We start from the raw sequence: 18,968 nt of genomic DNA on the forward strand, positions 1-18,968 counted from the left end.
TAGGCGGCCCGTGGTGATGGAAAGTGCTGCGCCCGCGCGTGGCAGCGAGTACGCGGTGTTGCTGCGCCGAGTGCGGGGCGCGGGACTGCTGGGACGGCGGCGGCGGTATTACCTCTGGAAGAGCGCGCTCACCGCCGTGGCGTTCGCGGCCGGGTGGACGGCGTTCGTGGTGGTCGGCGACTCGTGGTGGCAGCTGGGCGTCGCCGCGTTCCTGGCCGCGGTGTTCGCCCAGATCGCCTTCCTCGGCCACGATGCCGGACACCGGCAGATCTTCGGCACCCGGCGCGCCGACTACTGGTACGGCGTGCTCTTCGGCAACCTCGGTATCGGGGTGAGCATCGGCTGGTGGACCAGCAATCACAACCGGCACCACGCACACCCGAACACCGAGGGCGCCGACCCCGACGTCATGGGTGTGCTGGCGCATTCCGGCGATCGAGCACACGCGGCCCGGGGCCTGCGGCGGCTGATTTTCCGGAACCAGGCCTGGCTGTTCTTTCCGATGCTGCTACTGGAGGGCTGGAGCCTGCACTACGCGAGCGCCCGTGCGGTGCTGCGATGGGACATCCCGCACCGCGCCTGGGAGGGCCTGTTGCTCGCCGCGCACGCCACCGGGTACCTCTGCGCGGTGTTCCTGGTCCTGTCCCCGGCCGAGGCCGTGATTTTCATCCTCGTGCACCAGGGCCTGTTCGGGCTCTACATGGGCTGCACCTTCGCGCCCAACCACAAGGGGATGGAGGTGCTGGCGGCCGACGACTCGAAGGACTTTCTGCGACGTCAAGTGCTCACCTCCCGCAACGTCCGCGGCAGCCTGCTCATCGATACGGCCCTGGGTGGCCTGAATTATCAGATCGAGCATCACCTGTTCCCGTCCATGCCCCGGCCCAACCTGCGCCGAGCCCAGCCGCTGGTCGCGGAGTTCTGCGCCGAGCGCGGGCTGCCCTATTGCCAGACCGGCCTCCTGGACTCCTATGTCCACGCGCTGCGCCACCTGCACAGTGTCGGTCGACTCGCTCGGCCGCTCACCCCTGTCGGTCCGATCGAGCCCTCGGCAGGCACGGCGGCAGATCGGGTCGGTTGACCCCCCCGCACCGACGTTTCCGCCGTGGCGGTGGTGGTATGCCCAGCCGGTGACGACCTCGTCCGAATACGACAGCCGCCTGCGAAGTCTGGCCGCCGAGAAGTTCGGCTGGGCGCACCTGCACGACGAGCAGTTGCGGGCCATGGAGCAGGTCATGGCCGGTAAGGACGTGCTGGTCGTGCTGCCGACCGGCGCCGGTAAGTCGGCGATCTATCAGGTGCCCGCATTGCTGCTGGACGGTCCGACCGTGGTGGTGTCTCCGCTCATCGCGTTGCAGAACGATCAGATCGACAGCATCGAGGACAGCCGTGCTCCGGATGCCGTCGCGTTGAACTCCACCCAGAGCAAGAGCCAGCGCCGAGCGGCCTGGGACGCTCTGCGCCGTGGCGATGCCGGATACATCTTCCTCTCGCCGGAGCAACTGGCCAACGAAGATCTGGTCGACGACCTGGCCGCCCTGCGGGTTGCCCTGTTCGTGGTGGACGAGGCGCATTGCGTTTCGGCGTGGGGACACGACTTCCGGCCGGACTACCTGCGGCTCGCTCCGGTGATCGATCGCCTCGGGCATCCCAGGGTGATCGCCTTGACGGCGACCGCCGCACCGCCGGTCCGCCGCGATATCGTGGCGCGGCTGGGCATGCGCGACCCTGGCGAAGTGGCAGCCGGTTTCGATCGGCCGAACCTGCGCCTGGCTGTCGACCGATTCATCGACGGCGCCGACAAGCGCGACGCCGTGATCGCCCGCATCCGAACACTGACCTCCGACCCGGCGACGTGCCGCGGCCTCGTGTACGTGGCCAGCCGCAGAGACAGCGAGTTCTATGCCGCGGAAGCAGCGGCGGCCGGCATCCGGGTAGCGGCCTACCACGCGGGAATGAGGGCCGCTGCCCGCGAGCAGGTGCATCAGGACTTCCTCGCCGACGCGATCGACGTGATCGTGGCCACCTCGGCCTTCGGCATGGGCATCGACAAGCCCGATGTCCGTTTCGTCCTCCACGCGTCGGTTCCGGATGCGCTGGACTCCTACTATCAGCAGATCGGCCGCGCCGGACGTGACGGCGAGGCCGCCGAGATCCAGTTGTTCTACCGTCCCGAGGATCTGAGCCTGCAGAAGTTCCTCACCGCGACGACGGCCCCCGAGGACACCATCGCCGAAGTGGCACACGCTCTGTACGGCACGGCCATCCCGTCCGGCCGTCCCAGCTCCAGGTCGCCGCCGCCCCCGCTCGGTGCACGAGGGCGATCAACCTGCTCGAACAGGTCGGCGCGATCACCACCACCGAAGCCGGCCTGCTCGCAGCGGATTCCGGGCGTACACCCGGCCAGGCGGTCGAGCAGGCGGCGGAGGCCGCGCGGGCCTACGAAGAACTGACCCGCTCGCGCATCGAGATGATGCGCGGCTACGCCGAGACGACAGGGTGCAGGCGACAGCATTTGCTCGGTTACTTCGGTGAGCAACTGCTCGACCCGTGCGGCAACTGCGACACCTGCGATGCCGGAACCGCCGCGCGGCGCTCACCGGACGCCGACGAGTTCCCGGTGCACAGTGCTGTGCGGCACCGTGATTGGGGCGCCGGGAGCATCATGTCCGCCGAAGCCGATCGCATCACGGTGCTGTTCGAGGAACTCGGATACAAGACCCTGTCCCTGCCCGAAGTGCGTAAGCACGACCTTCTCACCCGAGGCTGAGCGAGGTGGTGGGCGACGGCGGTCGCGGGGTGCGCGGATAGCTCAACGGCCGAGCCGCCGACGGCGGGAACCCGAATCATCCCTTTCACGGAAGGACCGCACCATGAACCTGGGACTGTCCACCACGTTGCACACCAGCTTCGACGACGCCGTCGCCCGGACCCGGACCGCCCTGAGCGAGCAGGGATTCGGCGTCCTCACCGAGATCGACATCCGAGCCACTCTGAAAGCCAAACTCGACGAGAACATCGAGGACTACCTGATCCTCGGGGCCTGCAATCCATCCCTGGCCCACGAGGCGGTCGGTATCGACCGGCAGATCGGGCTCCTGCTGCCCTGCAATGTCGTCGTGCGCCGGAACCCCGACTCGGACGCCGAGATCCTCGTGGAAGCGATGAATCCGCAACTGTTGGTCGAGGTCACGAACGAACCGGCCCTGCAATCGGTAGCCACGCAAGCGGCCGGCAAGCTACAGGCTGCCATCGACTCCCTGGATTGACCGCATTCCCTCGATCGAGATGTGCCCGGAGCGGACCGCACGGCCGGCGCGCGGCGACACGGTTCGGCTGGTGAACTCGATTCCTGCCCGCGCGGGATGACCCGTTCGTTTGGACGAGGTGGTCAGCTCTGCGATCTGGCGATGAGCACGGGCACCGAGGCCCCGTGCAGCACCGCCTGACTCACCGAACCGAGGGTCATTCCGGCGAAACCGCCGCGCCCGTGGCTGCCCACGACGATCAGCCGCGCGTTCGCGCCCACCTCGAGCAGTCGTCTGGCGGGGCGGTCTTCGACCACCACTCGCCGCACCGGCACCTGCGGATAGCGCTCGCCGTACCCGGCCAGGCTCTCGGAGAGCAATACCTCCCCCTCCTGCCGAATCTCGGCGCGCGAGTCGTAGCGGAAGAACTCCGACCAGGTGTGGACCGCGACCAGTTCGGCGCTACGGTGGGCGGCTTCCTCGAAGGCGATCTCGACGGCGCGCGCACTGCACGGCGAGCCGTCAACGCCCACCACCACCGGGCCGTCCGCATGCTCGACATCGACGGGAACCACGGCGACCGGGCATGCGGCGTGCCTGGCCAGCGCGGTGCTCACCGAACCGAGAATGCTGCGGCTGAAGACGCCCAGCCCATGGGTGCCGACCACGAGCAGTCGCGCGTTCTCGGATCGATCGCGTAAGAGCGGGATCGGCGGTGCTTCGGCCAATTCGGTGGTGATGTCGAGTTCGCCGAGCGGGGCGGCGGCTGTCGCGGCGGCTGCCCGCGCGGCCTCGAGTGCCGCGGTCGCCTGCGCGCGGTAACTGTCGAAGTCGATCTGCTCGAGTGCGACGCCCGGTCCGAAATCGGCCGGCGCGGGAATCGAGTCGATGATGTGCAGCGGTGCGTGGCGGTGGGCCGCGGCGGCCGCTGCGAAGCGCACGGCGGCGAGCGCGGACTCCGACCCGTCGACGCCGACGAGGACGGGGGGATTCTCGGGGTCGGCAGACATGACTTTCGCTTTCTGAACCTGATGGGCGGCCATGACCGGGCAGTGGGCATGGCGTGTACTCGAAGAGTAGGGATCGGCGAGGCCGCCCACGCCTGGCGTTGGTCCCGGATGCGAAGGGCTTTCGGCAGCAGGCCCGGGCCGCAGAAGCAGCGGTATCCGGCGCTGCCGACCTACCGCAAGAACCGTGATCCAGTGTCCGAGGTCCCCTCCGGGGAAGGACCTTCGTCTCTGCCGATGACCCACCCGAGGCTCGATGCTCGAAGTGGCCGCAGTGCACGCGGAGTGGAAAGGAAGACGGCATGGACATCGACAAGGTCTCGCGCGCAACACAATCGAACTCTGCGATCCTGGCGGCGGTGGACGGGTCGGCCAGTTCGTATCAAGCGGTGGCCTGGGCGGCGGCCGAAGCGGCGCTGCACCGTTGCGCGCTGCACATCATCACGTCCATGGCCATACCCACCGGTTTCGGGCCGGGTATCTCGCTGGGCGAAGCCGACCTGGAGTGGCTGCGCCGCGACGGCGACCGAATCCTCGCCGAGGCCGCGCGGGTGGCGCGGACAGCCGCACCCGGCGACGAACCCGCGATCACCACCGAGGTGAGTTTCGAGCTGGCCATCCCGCTGCTCATCGAACGGTCCGCGCACGCGCGGATGCTGGTGGTCGGCAGCCGCGGGCTCGGTGCGTTCCAGCGTGGCCTGCTGGGTTCGGTGAGTACCGCGACCACCCACCACGCGCATTGCCCGGTCGCGGTGATCCATGGAATGTCCGCGATCGACGCGGTGTCGGCCCGCCAACCGGTGCTCGTCGGCGTCGACGGCACCGGCAACAGCGTGCCCGCGGTCGAACTCGCCTTCGAGGAGGCATCTCGGCGGAAGGTCGACCTCGTCGCGCTGCACGCATGGAGCGATACCAGCGGTCTGGACATGCCTGCCCGAGGGTGGGACGCGGCCCGCGAATCGGCGGAGGCGGTCTTGGCCGAGAGCCTGGTGGGGTGGGGGGAGCGTTATCCGGACGTCACTGTGCGGCGCGTCGTCACGGCGGATCGGCCGGTGCGGTCCCTGCTGGAGCAGTCGGCGGATACGCAACTGGTGATCGTGGGTACGCGCGGTCGAGGTGGATTCGCGAGCACCGTGCTGGGGTCGACCAGCAACGCGCTGCTGCACTCGGTGGAGGTGCCGATGATCGTCGTTCGTTCACGGTGAGGTGACGGCCGACGTTCGGACGGCAACGAGCTATGCAGCGTCGTTGCCATCGCGCAGGGAATGGATCATGCTCCGCAGGATCCGGAACGCGCTCGACTGCTCGGTTTCGCTCAGGCCGGCCAGCATTCTGACCTCGACGGACCGGACCGCTACGGTCGCCTTCTCGAGGCTCCGCCGTCCGCGAGGCGTGAGCCGCGTGGGAAGTACCTTTCCGACGGGTGCCTCCGCGGGCCTTGTCACGTAGCCGTCTCGTTCCAGAGCTTGGAGTAGCACGTTCATCGACTGCCGTGTCACGAACGCGCCCCGCGCGAGCTCGGAGTTCGACAGGCCTGGTCGTTGAGCCAGCAGCTCCAGGCAGGAGTAGTGCGTCACGCTCATCCCGAGTGGCCGCAGCACCTCCTCCATGGCCACGCGGAGGGTGCTCGAGGCCTCTTTCAGCAGGTAGCCCAGTGACGTCTCCAGGTCGACGCCCGCACCGTCTTGACTCATGTCAGCATTCTGACATAGATTCATCGGTGTCAGAAAACTGACACAGAATGAGGAGCATCATCATGCCCGTCACCGGCCCCGACTTCATCTCGCTCCAAGCGCGCGACCTTGCCGCTTCACAGGCGTTCTACGAGCAGTACCTCGGCCTCGTCCGCTCGCAGACCGGACCTCCGCACGCCGTCGTCTTCGAGACGAAACCGATCGCGTTCGCACTCCGCGACGTCGTCCCCGGCACCGATCTCGCCTCTGTTGCTCAGCCCGGCATCGGTGCCGCGATCTGGCTGCACGCAACAAACGTCCAGGCCATTCACGATGCCCTCGTCGCCGACGGTCACACCATCGTCTCCGCGCCGATCGACGGCCCCTTCGGTCGGACATTCACCTTCGCCGACCCCGACGGCTACCAGGTCACGCTCCACGACCGCGTCTGATCGGCCCGACGCCACCGGACGGATCCATGTCATGTCCGCGAGAGTCGCCCCATCCGGCGACATTTCGCACCGGCTCGGCTGCCGCGATGTCCCGGCGACAGCGCCGCACAACCGGGTTACGCGTCGAGCACGCGTGGCCGGCGTTGCACTACCGGCGGCTCGGTGGACCAGGGGAAATTGATCCACCGGTCGGTGCGCCGCCACACGTACTCGCTGTCGACCTTCGACCACGGCTTCTGGTAGATCACCGCGCAGCGCACCTCGGCGACTTTGCCGGAGCAGAAGTCGCGAACCAGTTTCAGGGTGGCGCCGGTGTCGGCGACGTCGTCGGCGACCAGCACCGTGGCGCCGGCCAGATCCACGGTCTGCGGCACCGGCGGCAGCATCACCGGCAGTTCCAGGCGCTGGTCGATACCGGTGTAGAACTCCACGTTCATCACGTGCAGGTTCTTCACGTCCAAGGCGTAGCCGAGGGCGCCCGCCACGAACAGCCCGCCCCGGGCGATCGACAGGATCAGATCGGGCTCGAAGCCGTCCGCCGCGATGGCCGCGGCGAGTTCCCGGCTCGCGGAACCGAACGATTCCCAGGTCAGTACTTCGCGATCCGTCGCAGGCTCTCCCTCTCGCTGGACGCGACGCAGTGAGCATACGAGGGCCGCCGTGGTTTCCCGGCGGGTTGCTCGCCGCGGTGGGAAGCGGAACGGGAAGATGGCCGGAAATCTCGATATCCCGTCCGTATCTCTCGTCCGGCCTGCGTGTTTGCCGCCATACGCTCGAGCGCATGGACAGCCACTACGACGTGCTCGTCATCGGTTCCGGCTTCGGCGGCAGCGTGGCCGCACTGCGAGCGACCGAGAAGGGATACCGGGTCGGTGTGCTCGAGGCGGGCAGGCGGTTCGCCGACGACGAGTACGCGAAGAACTCCTGGCATCTGCGCGAGTACCTGTGGGCGCCGAAACTCGGCTGCTACGGCATCCAGCGGATGACCTTGCTCAACGACACCTTCATCATGAGCGGAACGGGAGTCGGAGGCGGGTCGCTGGTGTACGCCAACACGCTGTACGAGCCGCCGGAGAAGTTCTACCGCGACAAACAGTGGGCGCACATCACCGATTGGCGCGACGAGCTGACGCCGTATTACGACCAGGCCAAACGCATGCTCGGCGTCACCCAGAATCCGGCGACCACACCCACCGACCGGATTCTGCGCGAAGTCGCGGAGGAGATGGGCATCGGCGACACCTATCGCCGCACACCGGTCGGAGTGTTGTTCGCGGACAACGATTCCCGTCCGGGTCAGCAGGTCGCCGACCCGTTCTTCGGCGGCGCCGGACCGGCGCGCTCGACCTGCACGCACTGCGGCGAGTGCATGACCGGCTGCCGGCACGGCGCGAAGAACACCCTGGTGAAGAACTACCTCTACCTGGCCGAAAAGGCGGGGGCGACAGTGCATCCGCTCACCACCGTGACCGACGTGCGGCCACGACCGGAGGGCGGTTACGAAGTGCGGACGGTGCGCACCGGACGGTGGGTGCGCAAGGAGAGGCAGACCTTCACCGCCGATCAGGTGATCTTCGCGGCCGCCGCGCTCGGCACCCAGAAGCTGCTGCACCGATTGCGCGAGAACGGCAGTTTGCCGCATGTCTCGCCCCGGCTGGGCCATCTGGCCCGCACCAACTCCGAAGCGGTGCTCGGGGCGCGCTCCCTGCGCAAGGACTCCGACTTCACCAAGGGCGTCGCGATCACCTCGTCCATCCACCCCAACGAGTACACCCATATCGAGCCGGTCCGCTACGGCAAGGACAGCAATGCGATGAGTTTGCTGACCACCGTGCTCGTGGACGGCCAGGAAGGCAGGGCCCGCTGGTGGCTTGGGGTGCGGGAACTCATCGCGCAGCGCCGTCACCTGCATCGGCTGCACAATCCCCGGCGCTGGTCGGAGCGCATCATCGGCGTGCTCGTCATGCAGAACGTGGACAACTCGATCGTGACCTACACCAAGCGCGGCTTGTTCGGCAGGCGGATGACGACCAAGCCGGGCGACGGCACCGCGCCGCCGACCTGGATTCCGGAGGGCCACGAAGTGACCAGGCGGATCGCCGAGAAGATCGGCGGCCTGCCGCAGGGCGCGTGGACCGAGCTGATGAACATTCCGATCACCGGCCACTTCATCGGTGGCTGCGCCATCGGCGACTCGCGCGAGACCGGCGTCGTCGACGCGTATCACCGGGTCTACGGCTATCCCGGCCTGCACATCACCGACGGGTCGACCATTTCGGCGAACCTGGGCGTGAATCCCTCGCTGACCATCACCGCCCAAGCCGAACGCGCCATGGCGCTGTGGCCGAACAAGGGCGAGGACGACCCGCGCCCGCCCCTCGGGACCGCCTACCGCAGGCTCGCTGCGATCGAACCGAAGAATCCGGTGGTCCCCGTCGCCGCGCCGGGCGCGCTGCGGCTGCCGATCACTCCGGTCCGAGCGGGTGGAAATACGGTCGCGCGTGGTCGGATCCGGTGACAGGATCGGCGCTGTGCCCGTCCATGTCACCCTGGAACCGCTCGACGAGCGATGCCTCACCGATCTGCTGCGCGCGGCCGTGGCGGACGCGGAGCCGGGCGAGGTGATGCCGGTCGAGCAGCCGGGTGGCGGCTGGGATGCCGACCGGACAGCGGGCTTCCTGGCGTTCCACCGAGGCCGGGCGCTGGCGAGTCCGCCGATCGAGTCGACCTACGGCATCCGAGTGGACGGCGATGTGGTCGGGGCGGCACGCCTGTGTCCGCTGCCCGACGCGCCGGGAGCCGCCGAAGCCGGCGTATGGATCGGCCGTTCCCGCAGGGGAGCGGGCATCGGGACCGCGGTGCTCGGCGGACTGCTCGAGCGGGCGAGAGCAGAGGGGTACGCGAAGGTCTTCGTGAGCACGACGGCGGACAACACGGCCGTGTTGCGCATGCTGGCCGCCCGCGGAATCGACTACGCGGTGGACCACAACGCGGTCACCGCTTGGGTGAGCTGCGGTTGACCCGCTGTTCTGCCCGCGCGTGACCTGGTGGCGGAACAAACCCATCCCGGCGAACACGCAGCACCGCGGGCGCTGCAAAATGAACACCGTGCGCATCTTCCTGGCCGGGGCGACCGGCGTGATCGGCGTCCGCCTGCTTCCGCTGCTCGCGGCGGGACACGAGGTGGCGGGGATGACCCGGTCGGCGGCGAAAGCCGACCGGTTGCGGGCGGCCGGCGCCGAGCCGGTGGTATGCGACGTCTACGACGTGGATGCTTTGACCGCCGCCGTGGTCGGGTTCGGCTCCGACATGGTGATGCATCAGCTCACCGACCTGCCGGACGACGTGGCGCTGCTGCCGGAGCGGGCCGAGGCCAACTCGCGCATCCGCACCGAGGGCACCCGCAACTTGATCGCCGCCGCGCGGGCGGCCGGTGCGAAACGCTTTCTCGCGCAGAGTATCGCGTGGGAGCTGCCGCCCGGACGGGGTGCGGCGATCCAGGAGCACGAAGCCGCCGTGCTGGACTTCGACGGTGTGGTGGTGAAGTACGGCCAGTTCTACGGTCCGGGCACCTATTACGAGACCGAACTGCCCACGCACCCGCGCGTGCACGTCGACGACGCCGCGGAGCGCACGATTCCGCTGCTGGACGCCTCGAGCGGAGTGGTGATCGTCGCCGACGCGTCCTGACACCGGTCAGGAGGCGCAGGGGCCGGTGTCGACCGGCCGGTCGGATCGCCATGCTTGGTCGAGCCGATCGAGGACCTCCGGCAGGCTCGTGGCGAACCCGACGTTGCTGTTGTTCTCGTCGACACCGAACACGATGCCCAGCACGCGGCCGGCGCGGTCGACCAGCGGTCCGCCCGAATTGCCGTGCTGGATCGACCCGTCCACGGTGTAGATCTCGCGTTCGCCGAGACCGGTGCGGTAGATGTCGCGTACCTGACGCGCGGCCCGGCTGCGCACCCGGGTGGCGGACGCGGTGTAGGACCCGCCCCGCGGATAGCCGAGCGCGATGGCGTCGGCGCCGGGACCGGCGGGCTCGGGCGCGACGGTGAGGGCGGGCGCGGCGAGACCGGGGACGGCGAGCACCGCGATGTCCATGGTCGGATCGAACTGCACGACATCGGCGGTGAGCGATCCGGTCGGGGCGTCGACGGAGACCTTGCTGGAGCCTGCGACGACGTGCGCGTTGGTCAGCACCCGCTCCGGCGCGATGACGAATCCGGAGCCGGATTGGCGCACACCGCAGATCGGTGCGAGGTCCTGGATCCGCAGCACGCTCGCCCGCAGTTCGGCGGGCATCGGCCCGTCGAGGATGCCGGGATCGGGCGGCGCTAGCGGGAGGCCGAGCCCGGCCTCCATGATCGGCCCGGTGAGCACCTCCGACAGCCCGGACAGCCAGAACGGCGCGACGTCGTCCACGGTCCGCACGGTGGTCGAATCACGCACCAGGGCTGCGGATTCCACCGGCGCGGCGAACAGCCACACCACCAGCGGGACCGCGAGCACATGAACGAGGCAGCCGCAGAGGGCGTCGACGCGCCGCGTGCGGGGATCGGAAACCGCCGCGAGCGCGGCTTGTCCGGCCCGGTGCCCGGCGACCGCGCCGAACGCGACCAACCCGACGATCAGCATCAGCACCAGGAGGAGCCGCACGGCGCCCGGAGCGAGCTGACCGAGCACCGCCGCCGACAGCGCCGCGCCGAGGATCGCCCCCGCCAATCCACCCGCGAAGCCGGGCAGCCCCACGATGGCGCCACGGCGCCAGCCGAGCACCGCCGCGACCGCGAGGATGCCGAGCACGGCCAGATCCAGCCAGTTCGGCACGGTCAACGCCACACTCCCGTCGCTGCTGATGGACAACGGCGCGGACTCGTCGTCGGCCGCCCCGTCACCACCCGGCTATACCCTGGTTAGCGCGTCGGCAACGGTCGAGCCGCTAATTTAATCAGCGATTCGAGCTGCGGCAACCATGTTGCCCTAGGCCGTGGGCTGGGCGGCCAGCGCCCGCCGGGCATACGCGCGCACGTCGGCATCGGTGTCGTCGATCGCGGCGCGCAGCGCGTCGTGCGCGGCGGGCAGGTGCGGCCACGCCGAGAGCGACAGCACCGCCGCCTTGCGGACGTCGAGATGCGGATCGTGCAGGGCGGCGGCCAGAATCGGCACCGCGAGGTCCGGGTCGGCGCCCGCGAGCCCGCGCGCCGCACCTTGACGGATCTGCCAGGCCGAATGGCGCAGAGCGGCGTCCAGTGCGGTGACGTCCGCGGGTTCGCCACCCACCTGTGCGAACGCGGTGAGCGCCGCGGCACACACCAGCGGGTCGTGGTCGTCGCCGAGGCGACGGATCACCTCGAGTCCGCCGTCGCCGATGGCGGCGAGGCCGTGGGCGACGGCGATCCGCACTTCCCGGTTGTCGTCGGCGGCCAGGGTGGCGACGCCGTCACGATCGTTCAGCGACACCAGCGCGCGGACCGCTTCGATGCGGACGCGATGATCCCCGTCCGCCAAGGCGGCGCGATACTGCGCGGCCTCACCCGCCCGCAGCGCGCGCAGTAGATCGATCACGGTGGACCGCACGACGGGATCGGCCGAACCGAGCCGGTCGGCAAGCCCTTCCGCGGAGGGCAGCACTTCGACGAGCTCGCGCAGACCGGCCGCGGCCGCACGCCGGACCGAGGCCGCTTCGTCGTCCAAGGCCTCGCCGAGGGCGATCGAGAAGCCCTCCGGGGTGTGCTCGCTCAGCACCGAGATCGCCGCGGCCCGGACGCCCGCGTCGGGATCGGTCAGATAAGCCGACAATTGCTCCACGGTGGGCTCGTCGAGCGCGAGCAACGCGACGATCCGGGGTGATGGGGGAGTGGCGGACTGCGTAGCAGCGGCTCCGGTCCGCTCCTGCTCAGCGCCTGCGCCGGTATGCGGCGCACGGCCTGCGATCCGGTGCGGCTGGTGCACCGGCACCGCCTCGGCATCGGCCGAGGGCAGGTCGTCGAGCCCGGGCACGGGCACCAGGTACGGCGCCACCGGGCGCTTCAGGAACGCCATGGTTCCGTCGGGGTTCTTGCGCAGGTTGAGGTGGTATCGCCATTCGACATCGTCGCGTTCGGGTAGGTCGGCGCGCTCGTGATAGAGGCCCCAACGGGATTCGGTCCTGGTCAGCGAGCTGCGGGCGGCCATATCGGCGCAATCGCGGATGAACGACACCTCCACCGCGCGCATCAGCTCGTGCGGGGTGCGCGCGCCGATGCCCTCGACCTCCGCGCGCATCCGGTCGAAGGTCTCCACCGCGATGCTCAGCTTGGCCGCGGTCTTGGGCGGCGCGACATAGTCGTTCACGAAACGCCGCAGCTTGTATTCGACCTGCGGTTGCGGCGGCCCGTCCGGTTGACGCAGCGGCCGGTAGATCAACTCGTGGGCCGCGGCCAGCTGGTCCTCGGGCAGCTCGGTGGGCGCGGCGACCTCGTCCAGGGTGGACGCGGCGTGCGCGCCGGCGAGATCGCCGAAGACGAACGCGCCGATCATGTAATTGTGCGGCACGCACGCCAGATCGCCCGCCGCGTACAAGCCGGGCACCGTGGTGCGCGCGTGCTCGTCGACCCACACGCCGGAAGCGGAATGCCCGCTGCACAGGCCGATCTCGGAGATGTGCATCTCGATGTCGTGGGTGCGGTAGTCGTGGCCGCGGTTGGCGTGGAAGGTGCCGCGGGTGGGGCGCTCGGTGGTGTGCAGGATGCCTTCCAGCGTGCTCAGCGTCTCGTCGGGCAGGTGCGACACCTTGAGATAGATGGGTCCGCGCGCGGATTCGATCTCCCGCTTGACCTCGGCCATCATCTGTCCCGACCAGTAGTCGGAGTCGACGAAGCGTTCACCGTCGGCGTTGACCTGATAGCCGCCGAACGGATTGGCGACGTAGGCGCAGGCCGGGCCGTTGTAGTCCTTGATCAGCGGGTTGATCTGGAAGCATTCGATGCCGCTGAGTTCGGCGCCCGCGTGGTAGGCCATCGAGTAGCCGTCGCCCGCGTTCGTCGGATTCTCGTAGGTGCCGTACAGGTATCCGCTGGAGGGCAGCCCGAGCCTGCCGCACGGCCCGGTGGCCAGGATCACCGCTTTCGCGGCGACGGCGACGAATTCACCGGTGCGGGTGTGCAGGGCGGCGGCGCCGACGGCGCGCCCGCCCTCGGTGAGCACACGCACCGGCATGAGCCGGTTCTCGATGCGGATCCGCTCGCGCATCTTGCGTTGACGCAGAACGCGATACAGCGCTTTCTTGACGTCCTTGCCCTCGGGCATCGGCAGGACGTACGAGCCGGAACGGTGCACCCGGCGCACCGCGTACTCGCCGTACTCGTCCTTCTCGAACTTCACGCCGTAGCGCTCCAGCCGCTGCACCATGGCGAAGCCGCGCGTCGCCGTCTGATAGATGGTGCGCTGGTCGACGATCCCGTCGTTGGCCCGGGTGATCTCGGCGACGTAGTCCTCCGGTTCGGCCTTGCCTGGGATCACGGCGTTGTTCACGCCGTCCATGCCCATGGCCAGCGCACCGGAGTGCCGCACGTGCGCCTTCTCCAGCAGCAGCACGTTCGCACCCTGCTCGGCGGCGGTGAGCGCGGCCATCGTGCCCGCCGTGCCGCCCCCGATGACGAGCACGTCGCAGTCCAGCCGGATTCGTTCCGACAGCGGCGGAATGTTCACAGTTTCTCCAGGATCTCGGCCTTCGTCGCGGCCCGGTCGATCGCCTCGCGCGGCCCGGGCACCGGTACCAGCGCCCGCAGCGTGGCGCCGCCGAGCACGGCGATGCGGTCGCCGAGCAGGAGGGCCTCGTCGAGGTCGTGGGTGACGAAGACGATGGTGGTGGGATGGGCGCGCCAGGTCTGGATGAGCAAGCGCTGCATGGTTTCCCTGGTCTGGGTGTCCAGCGCGCCGAACGGCTCGTCCATCAGCACGGCGCGCGGCGCGGCGGCCAGGCTGCGCGCCAGCTGGACGCGCTGGCGCATGCCGCCGGACAGGTCGCGCGGCAGATAGTCGGCGTACCCGGTGAGCCCGACTTCGTCCACCCAGTGCAGCGCGGTGGCTCTGCGCTCGGCCCGGGGCGTGCCGCGCAGGCGCAGGGCGAGTTCGATGTTCTGCCGCACGGTGCGCCAGGGCAGCAGCGCGTCGTCCTGGAACACCAGGGCGCGGTCGGCCGCGGGGCCGCGCACGCGGTCGCCGTCGGCCAGGATGGCTCCGCCCTCCGGGGCGCGCAGTCCGGCGATCGCGCGCAGCAAGGTCGACTTGCCGCAGCCGGATTTGCCGACCACGACCAGGATCTCGCCGGGCGCGATCGCCAAATCGAGTCCGTCGAGCACCGGTTCGCCGCCGTAGGCGATCCGGACGCCGGTGAGGCTCAGACGCATTCCGGTCGATGCCGGTGCGTCGATCACTGTGGTCATGCTTCGACCTCTCTGGGCAGCCAGCGGGTGATACGGCGGCCGGCCAGCTCGACCAGCCCCGATGTCGCGAAACCGAGGACGCCGATGGTGATCATGCCGACGAACACCGCCGGATAGTCCACGATGGTGTAGGCCTGCCAGGTGCGGTAGCCGACGCCGAGACGTCCGGAGATCATCTCCGCGGAGATGAGGCAGATCCATGCCACGCCGACGCCGACCGACAGTCCGCTGAAGACGCCGGGCAGGATGCCGGGGAACACCACGCGCGCGAGCACGTCCAGGCGGGACGCGCCGAGGGTGCGCACCGCGTCCTCCCAGATCGTGGGCAGTGCGCGCACCGCGTGCCTGGTGCTCACCAGCACCGGGAACAGCGACGCGGTGAACGTGATGAACACGATGCCGGATTCGTCGCTGGGGAACAGCAGGATCGCGACCGGGACCAGGGCGATGGCCGGGATCGGCCGGACCAGTTCGGCCAGCGGCCCGAAGGTGTCGGCGAGCAGCCGCGAGCGGCCGAGGCCGATGCCCGCGATCACGCCGACCACCGCGGCCAGCCCGAAGCCGGTGACGATCCGGATCAGCGACTGCGCGATGTCCAGGTAGTACTGGTCGGCGCGCAACTGGGTGCCGAATTCGGCGACGATCTCGGTGACGGTCGGCAACGTGTCGAAACGCAGGCCCGCCCGCACGTTGTTGACCGTGAGCAGCTGCCACAGGCCGACCGCGACGGCGACGGAGCCCACGCGCAGCAGCCGCGAGCGCCAAGCCGATCGCCACGCCGGGGCGGCCTCCGAGCCGACCGCGGTGGTTTCCGCGGTGGCCCGCACCGCGGGGGCGGCGAGTTCGCTGGTCATCCGCGTACTTCCGTGACGGCTCGGTCGTAGGTGACCGGAGTGGCGGACGGATGTGCCTGCCGGTAGCGCTGCGCGGCCGCGGCGGTGGTGAAGGGCAGATAGCCGTCCCCGTCGCGCAGCCAGATCGACTTGTCTGCGAACCAGCGGGTGCCGAGTTCGGTATCCGGGATGTAGGCGGCGCGGATCGTCTTGCCCTGCGCTTTCGCGACCTGAACCGCGCGCAGCAGGCAGGTCGGATCCGCGGCCGGTTGCGGCTTCGTCGCGCCGTCCAGCCACAACTCGCCGGCCAGCGCGGGATTCTCCGCCGCCTTGCCGCAGACGGGATCGGCGCCGGTGACGCGGGTCGGGTTGGCGGTGTCGGTGAGTTCGCGGTCGTAGTCGCGGCCGGTCTCCGCGAACGCCTTGCGCAGCGGCGCGTCGTCGACGAACCGGTCGATGTCCAGGTCGGCGAAATCGCCGATCGACTTCAGGTACGCCACATCGCCTTTGAGCGCCGCGATCAGGCTGGGCTCGAGCGTGGTGTCGAAACTGGTTCCGCCGGGGCCGTTGTAGAGGTACACCACCTCCTGGGGCAGCCCGGACCCGTCGGCGACGATCTTCGCGGCCTCGAACGGCTCGTCCCGCAGGAACTGGGTGGCGTCCAGTTGCGCGGCCAGGAACGCCTGGAGCACCTCCGGGTGATCGGCGGCGTAGGCGCGCCGGGCCACCACGCCGTGGAAGGTCGGCACGCCGAGTTCGGCGCCGTCGTAGAGCAGCTTGGCCTTGTTCTGGAAGACGACCAGACCGGGCCACGCGACGAACTGGGACAGCGCGCCCACCTGACGGGATTCCAGGGCGGTCGCGCCGACCTGCGGCTGCTGGTTGAGCACCTCCACGCCCTTGGCCGGGTCGATACCGGCCCGCGTCAGCGCCTGCACCAGCGTGCCGTGCCCGGCCGAACCCACGCTGGCCGAGATCTTTCGCCCCGCCAGATCGCCGATGCCGGTGGCCGCCGAGTCGTTCGGCACCACCACCATGTTCAGCGCGCCCTTGGGGTTGTACCCGGTGACCGACACCAGTTCGGTGCGCGAGCGCTCGCCCGCCTGGGTGCGGGAGCCGTTGATCAGCAACGGGTAATCACCCATCGACCCGATGTCGATCTTCTCGGCCACCATCTGCGCGGTGATCGGCGCGCCGGTGTCGTAGTCCTGCCACTCGACCTGATACTTGGCCCCGCCGTTGTCGGTGATCTTCTGTAGCCGCCGCTCGAGGTAGCCCTGCGCGCGCAGCAAGGTGCCCGCGGTGACGGTGTTGATGGTCTTCGATTGGTAGCCGACGACCACTTTCACGGTGCCGGCGGGGGTGTCGTCGGTCTGCTCCAGCGAGCACCCGGTCAGCGCGAGCGCGGCGGCGAGCAGGACGGGGGCGAGTTTTGCTTTCATCGGTCTTCCAGATCAGCGGAGCAGGTAGGGCATGTTGACGGTGACGGCGCCGGTGGGGCAGCGGGCCGCGCAGGGACCGCAGTACCAGCACTCGTCCACGTGCATGAAGGCCTTGCCGTTGTCGGGGTTGATGGCCAGGGAGTCGAGCGGGCAGATCTCCACGCACAGCGTGCAGCCCTGGATACACAACGACTCGTCGATGGTGACGGGGATGTCGGCGCGCTGGTTCACGAGTGCCATCTAGAGGACCTTCCATTCGGGGGTGCTGCGGGTCAGGCTGCCGCGCATGGTGATGCGGTCGCCGCGCATGCGGATGTACTCCAGATCGACCGGGCGGCCGTCGTCCAGCCGGGTCAGCCGTTCCAGCATCAGCAGCGGCGCGCCGCCGGGGACGTCGAGGGTGGAGGCGGTGTGCGGGTCGGCGGGCACCGCTTCCAGGGCGAGATCGGCCGAGCCGAGCGAGCGGCCGCTGATGCGTTCCAGCAGCACGAAGATGTCGGTGTGCTCGAGATCGTGGCCGAGCACCTCGGTGCCGATGTCGGGCACGAGGTAGGTCAGGTCCAGGCTCAACGGCAGATCCGCGAGGTAGCGCAGCCGCTCGAGATAGACCACCCGCTCGCCCGGCGCCAGACCGAGCCTGCGCGCGACGGCGGGCGGCGCGGCGACGTGCATCGCCGCGCGCACCTCGTTGCGCACGGTGCCGTGGCCTTTGAAGGTCTCCTGCAATCCGAGCAGGGCGTCGAGCCCGTGGTCGTACTTGCGGGTGGCCACGCGGGTGCCCACCTTGGGCGCCCGGTCGATCAAGCCCTCGTCCTTCAACAGCGCCAAGGCGTCGCGGACGGTGTTGCGCGAGGCGCCGTACTCGGCGGCCAGCTCTTGTTCGCTCGGCAGCGCGCCGTCGAACGCGCCCGCGTGCAGTTGGTGGCGCAGGATGTCGGCCACCCGCCGCGCCTGATCGGCGCGCAACTGCCGCACCGGCGTGGGTTCCGCTGCCACCGTTTCCGCCTTTCCATCGCTGACCTGCACGAATAGCGACGATAACGGGGTGGCGGCGGCGTATTCGCCCGCGTCGACGCCGACGGAAATCAGGGGATGTTATTGCGCCGGGCGCACTGCGGCCCGACCTGGCGATATACGCGGCGGCCCGGCCAATACGCCACATAGGACGCCGACTGCCGAATTCCGATCACAGCGATTCGAAAGCGGGGGCGCGTGGCCCCCGCCGGGCGAATCTACGATCGGGGGCCGTAGATATCTACGGCTCGATCGCCTCGGGGATGCCGAGCAGCGCCGCCTGCACCTCGTGCAACCGGTCCACGTCGCCGCGGATACCGGCGACGTTGTCGTTGTAGAGGAACGCCTCGCCGAGGCGGACCAGCGTGTAGGCCAGCAGCGCCGGTTCCAGCGGCGGTTGGTATCCGTCCTCTTCGGTGGCGCGGAGGATCAGTTCCTGGACGGTGCCGACGACCAGCGGCTGTACCGGCCCGTCGCTCGCGGTGAGGATGCGCAGCCCGGACAGCGGCTCGTTCTCGAAGTAGCGCCGGAACGGTTCGTTGTCGGTCATCCACCGGTTGACCCGATACAGCACGTCCAGGATGCGCCGCGCGCCGGTGGAGCGACGGCGGGCGTCCGCCCGGCTGAGCAGCGCCTCGAACTCCCCGGCCAGGACCGCACCGAGCACGCCGTCGCGAGAGCCGAACCAGCGGTAGACCGACGCGCGGCTGAGCCCGAGCTGTCCGGCGATCGCCTGGATGTCCACGCGCTCACCGGACAGGAACGCCCGGCGAGCGTGCTCGATGACCTGTTCCCTGGTCGCGGAGGCCGGTCGGCCGGGAGGGCGGGTGGTCCGCTGACTGGAATCGATCACCGCGGAATGATACATCT

The 18,968-nt window shown here is 69.4% G+C and carries 20 protein-coding genes; 9 read left to right on the forward strand and 11 right to left on the reverse strand.

Features of this window, described 5'->3' with window-relative positions:
• Positions 1-16: 16 nt before the first annotated feature.
• From ABZ420_RS06720 to ABZ420_RS06735, 4 genes are all read left to right on the forward strand, one after another.
• On the forward strand, positions 17-1,081 hold the full coding sequence (locus ABZ420_RS06720) for an acyl-CoA desaturase (protein WP_357118098.1): 1,065 nt from the start codon (positions 17-19) through the stop codon (positions 1,079-1,081).
• A 49-nt stretch (positions 1,082-1,130) separates the two neighbouring features.
• Positions 1,131-2,453 (forward strand): RecQ family ATP-dependent DNA helicase, encoded by a 1,323-nt coding sequence (locus ABZ420_RS06725; RefSeq protein WP_357117890.1) that lies wholly within the window; start codon positions 1,131-1,133, stop codon positions 2,451-2,453.
• Positions 2,454-2,470: 17 nt separating this feature from the next.
• On the forward strand, positions 2,471-2,770 hold the full coding sequence (locus ABZ420_RS06730; protein WP_357117893.1) for a DUF3553 domain-containing protein: 300 nt from the start codon (positions 2,471-2,473) through the stop codon (positions 2,768-2,770).
• A 103-nt stretch (positions 2,771-2,873) separates the two neighbouring features.
• On the forward strand, positions 2,874-3,269 hold the full coding sequence (locus tag ABZ420_RS06735) for a DUF302 domain-containing protein (protein ID WP_357117896.1): 396 nt from the start codon (positions 2,874-2,876) through the stop codon (positions 3,267-3,269).
• 122 nt (positions 3,270-3,391) lie between these two features.
• Here the strand turns inward: ABZ420_RS06735 and ABZ420_RS06740 are convergent, their stop codons facing one another.
• Complete coding sequence (locus tag ABZ420_RS06740; protein WP_357117898.1) at positions 3,392-4,258, reverse strand: universal stress protein; 867 nt, start codon at positions 4,256-4,258, stop codon at positions 3,392-3,394.
• 299 nt (positions 4,259-4,557) lie between these two features.
• Between ABZ420_RS06740 and ABZ420_RS06745 the strand changes: the two genes are divergently transcribed.
• Complete coding sequence (locus ABZ420_RS06745) at positions 4,558-5,460, forward strand: universal stress protein (RefSeq protein ID WP_357117901.1); 903 nt, start codon at positions 4,558-4,560, stop codon at positions 5,458-5,460.
• Positions 5,461-5,490: 30 nt separating this feature from the next.
• Here ABZ420_RS06745 and ABZ420_RS06750 read toward each other — a convergent pair whose 3' ends face one another.
• Complete coding sequence (locus ABZ420_RS06750) at positions 5,491-5,949, reverse strand: MarR family transcriptional regulator (RefSeq protein WP_357117904.1); 459 nt, start codon at positions 5,947-5,949, stop codon at positions 5,491-5,493.
• 62 nt (positions 5,950-6,011) lie between these two features.
• On the opposite strand from ABZ420_RS06750, the gene ABZ420_RS06755 reads away from it, so the two are divergent.
• Positions 6,012-6,380 (forward strand): VOC family protein, encoded by a 369-nt coding sequence (locus ABZ420_RS06755; protein ID WP_357117907.1) that lies wholly within the window; start codon positions 6,012-6,014, stop codon positions 6,378-6,380.
• 116 nt (positions 6,381-6,496) lie between these two features.
• Here the strand turns inward: ABZ420_RS06755 and ABZ420_RS06760 are convergent, their stop codons facing one another.
• On the reverse strand, positions 6,497-7,021 hold the full coding sequence (locus tag ABZ420_RS06760) for a phosphoribosyltransferase (protein WP_357118100.1): 525 nt from the start codon (positions 7,019-7,021) through the stop codon (positions 6,497-6,499).
• A 140-nt stretch (positions 7,022-7,161) separates the two neighbouring features.
• Between ABZ420_RS06760 and ABZ420_RS06765 the strand changes: the two genes are divergently transcribed.
• The 3 genes from ABZ420_RS06765 to ABZ420_RS06775 all read left to right on the forward strand — a co-directional run bounded on the left by ABZ420_RS06765 (position 7,162) and on the right by ABZ420_RS06775 (position 10,070).
• Positions 7,162-8,898: a GMC family oxidoreductase gene (locus ABZ420_RS06765; protein ID WP_357117910.1), complete on the forward strand. Its 1,737-nt coding sequence runs from the start codon at positions 7,162-7,164 to the stop codon at positions 8,896-8,898.
• A 13-nt stretch (positions 8,899-8,911) separates the two neighbouring features.
• A complete protein-coding gene (locus tag ABZ420_RS06770; protein WP_357117912.1) occupies positions 8,912-9,400 on the forward strand; it encodes a GNAT family N-acetyltransferase in 489 nt (162 codons plus the stop codon).
• Positions 9,401-9,488: 88 nt separating this feature from the next.
• Positions 9,489-10,070, forward strand: a complete 582-nt coding sequence (locus ABZ420_RS06775) for an NAD-dependent epimerase/dehydratase family protein (protein WP_357117915.1) — start codon at positions 9,489-9,491, stop codon at positions 10,068-10,070.
• Positions 10,071-10,076: 6 nt separating this feature from the next.
• Here ABZ420_RS06775 and ABZ420_RS06780 read toward each other — a convergent pair whose 3' ends face one another.
• The 8 genes from ABZ420_RS06780 to ABZ420_RS06815 form a co-directional block, all read right to left on the reverse strand.
• Positions 10,077-11,246: a MarP family serine protease gene (locus ABZ420_RS06780; protein WP_357117918.1), complete on the reverse strand. Its 1,170-nt coding sequence runs from the start codon at positions 11,244-11,246 to the stop codon at positions 10,077-10,079.
• 117 nt (positions 11,247-11,363) lie between these two features.
• Entirely contained in the window at positions 11,364-14,072 is a 2,709-nt protein-coding gene (locus tag ABZ420_RS06785) for a fumarate reductase/succinate dehydrogenase flavoprotein subunit (protein ID WP_357117921.1), read from the reverse strand.
• Complete coding sequence (locus ABZ420_RS06790) at positions 14,069-14,809, reverse strand: ABC transporter ATP-binding protein (RefSeq protein WP_357117924.1); 741 nt, start codon at positions 14,807-14,809, stop codon at positions 14,069-14,071. The genes ABZ420_RS06785 and ABZ420_RS06790 overlap by 4 nt, the downstream gene beginning before the upstream one ends.
• Complete coding sequence (locus ABZ420_RS06795) at positions 14,806-15,663, reverse strand: ABC transporter permease (protein WP_357117927.1); 858 nt, start codon at positions 15,661-15,663, stop codon at positions 14,806-14,808. Before ABZ420_RS06795 ends, ABZ420_RS06790 begins: the two co-directional genes overlap by 4 nt.
• Positions 15,660-17,084 carry an ABC transporter substrate-binding protein gene (locus ABZ420_RS06800; protein ID WP_357117930.1) on the reverse strand — a complete coding sequence of 475 codons (1,425 nt, stop codon included), beginning with the start codon at positions 17,082-17,084 and terminating at the stop codon, positions 15,660-15,662. The genes ABZ420_RS06795 and ABZ420_RS06800 overlap by 4 nt, the downstream gene beginning before the upstream one ends.
• Before the next feature lie 12 nt (positions 17,085-17,096).
• A complete protein-coding gene (locus tag ABZ420_RS06805; RefSeq protein ID WP_043690033.1) occupies positions 17,097-17,324 on the reverse strand; it encodes a ferredoxin family protein in 228 nt (75 codons plus the stop codon).
• Positions 17,325-18,110, reverse strand: a complete 786-nt coding sequence (locus ABZ420_RS06810) for a GntR family transcriptional regulator (protein ID WP_357117933.1) — start codon at positions 18,108-18,110, stop codon at positions 17,325-17,327.
• 229 nt (positions 18,111-18,339) lie between these two features.
• Positions 18,340-18,951: a QsdR family transcriptional regulator gene (locus ABZ420_RS06815; protein WP_357117936.1), complete on the reverse strand. Its 612-nt coding sequence runs from the start codon at positions 18,949-18,951 to the stop codon at positions 18,340-18,342.
• Between the last annotated feature and the right edge of the window lie 17 nt (positions 18,952-18,968).

It is taken from the genome of Nocardia sp. NPDC005745 (assembly GCF_040630775.1).
Lineage (GTDB): Bacteria > Actinomycetota > Actinomycetes > Mycobacteriales > Mycobacteriaceae > Nocardia.

What these genes read in the sequence shown, in the direction of transcription:
- ABZ420_RS06795 (WP_357117927.1), bottom strand. Translation starts at nt 15,663, where the DNA reads ATGACCAGCGAACTCGCCGCCCCCGCGGTGCGGGCCACCGCGGAAACC.
- ABZ420_RS06730 (WP_357117893.1), top strand. Translation starts at nt 2,471, where the DNA reads ATGATGCGCGGCTACGCCGAGACGACAGGGTGCAGGCGACAGCATTTG.
- ABZ420_RS06805 (WP_043690033.1), bottom strand. Translation starts at nt 17,324, where the DNA reads ATGGCACTCGTGAACCAGCGCGCCGACATCCCCGTCACCATCGACGAG.
- ABZ420_RS06720 (WP_357118098.1), top strand. Translation starts at nt 17, where the DNA reads ATGGAAAGTGCTGCGCCCGCGCGTGGCAGCGAGTACGCGGTGTTGCTG.
- ABZ420_RS06790 (WP_357117924.1), bottom strand. Translation starts at nt 14,809, where the DNA reads ATGACCACAGTGATCGACGCACCGGCATCGACCGGAATGCGTCTGAGC.
- ABZ420_RS06745 (WP_357117901.1), top strand. Translation starts at nt 4,558, where the DNA reads ATGGACATCGACAAGGTCTCGCGCGCAACACAATCGAACTCTGCGATC.
- ABZ420_RS06735 (WP_357117896.1), top strand. Translation starts at nt 2,874, where the DNA reads ATGAACCTGGGACTGTCCACCACGTTGCACACCAGCTTCGACGACGCC.
- ABZ420_RS06800 (WP_357117930.1), bottom strand. Translation starts at nt 17,084, where the DNA reads ATGAAAGCAAAACTCGCCCCCGTCCTGCTCGCCGCCGCGCTCGCGCTG.
- ABZ420_RS06740 (WP_357117898.1), bottom strand. Translation starts at nt 4,258, where the DNA reads ATGTCTGCCGACCCCGAGAATCCCCCCGTCCTCGTCGGCGTCGACGGG.
- ABZ420_RS06765 (WP_357117910.1), top strand. Translation starts at nt 7,162, where the DNA reads ATGGACAGCCACTACGACGTGCTCGTCATCGGTTCCGGCTTCGGCGGC.
- ABZ420_RS06755 (WP_357117907.1), top strand. Translation starts at nt 6,012, where the DNA reads ATGCCCGTCACCGGCCCCGACTTCATCTCGCTCCAAGCGCGCGACCTT.
- ABZ420_RS06750 (WP_357117904.1), bottom strand. Translation starts at nt 5,949, where the DNA reads ATGAGTCAAGACGGTGCGGGCGTCGACCTGGAGACGTCACTGGGCTAC.